The sequence below is a fragment of the Bradyrhizobium sp. CFUWI genome (genome assembly GCF_056429085.1).
Window position 1 is genome coordinate 1 of the sequence record NZ_JBWJZE010000328.1, and the last position, 384, is coordinate 384.

Sequence of the window (384 nt, forward strand, 5' to 3'; positions counted from 1 at the left end):
ACTTCATTTCACCGCCTCGCGCACGGCGCCGTTGTCGAATTTCTCGTTCATCTTCATCAATCCGGCCCACCACACGATGTGGAAAAGCACTCCAGGCATATGGTTGTTTTTGAAGCGTCCGAACAGCTTCACGAACACAAAGGAAAGCACGATGCCCATCAACAGCTGGTCCCACATGTAGAGGACCATGAAAATCACGAGCGACGGAAAGAACTCGTCCACTTCCCAGAAGAAGAACTGCAGCTGATCATCCACATAATTCGGAATTGCGACTGGCTTCATTATTTACCCACCCTGACCATCACCACGGCATCAACGCCCTGGTCATATTTGTTACCACCGAGAACTACGTTGGACATGTTCATCCCACGCTCCTTAAGTCGC

General features: G+C 50.5%; 1 protein-coding gene. It reads right to left on the reverse strand.

The window, feature by feature from the left end:
- Nucleotides 1-3: 3 nt before the first annotated feature.
- Entirely contained in the window at nucleotides 4-282 is a 279-nt protein-coding gene (traL, locus tag AC066S_RS40040; protein WP_197364735.1) for a type IV conjugative transfer system protein TraL, read from the reverse strand.
- Nucleotides 283-384: the final 102 nt, after the last annotated feature.

Coding starts and splice junctions, on each gene's coding strand:
- traL (WP_197364735.1), bottom strand. CDS start 282: ATGAAGCCAGTCGCAATTCCGAATTATGTGGATGATCAGCTGCAGTTC.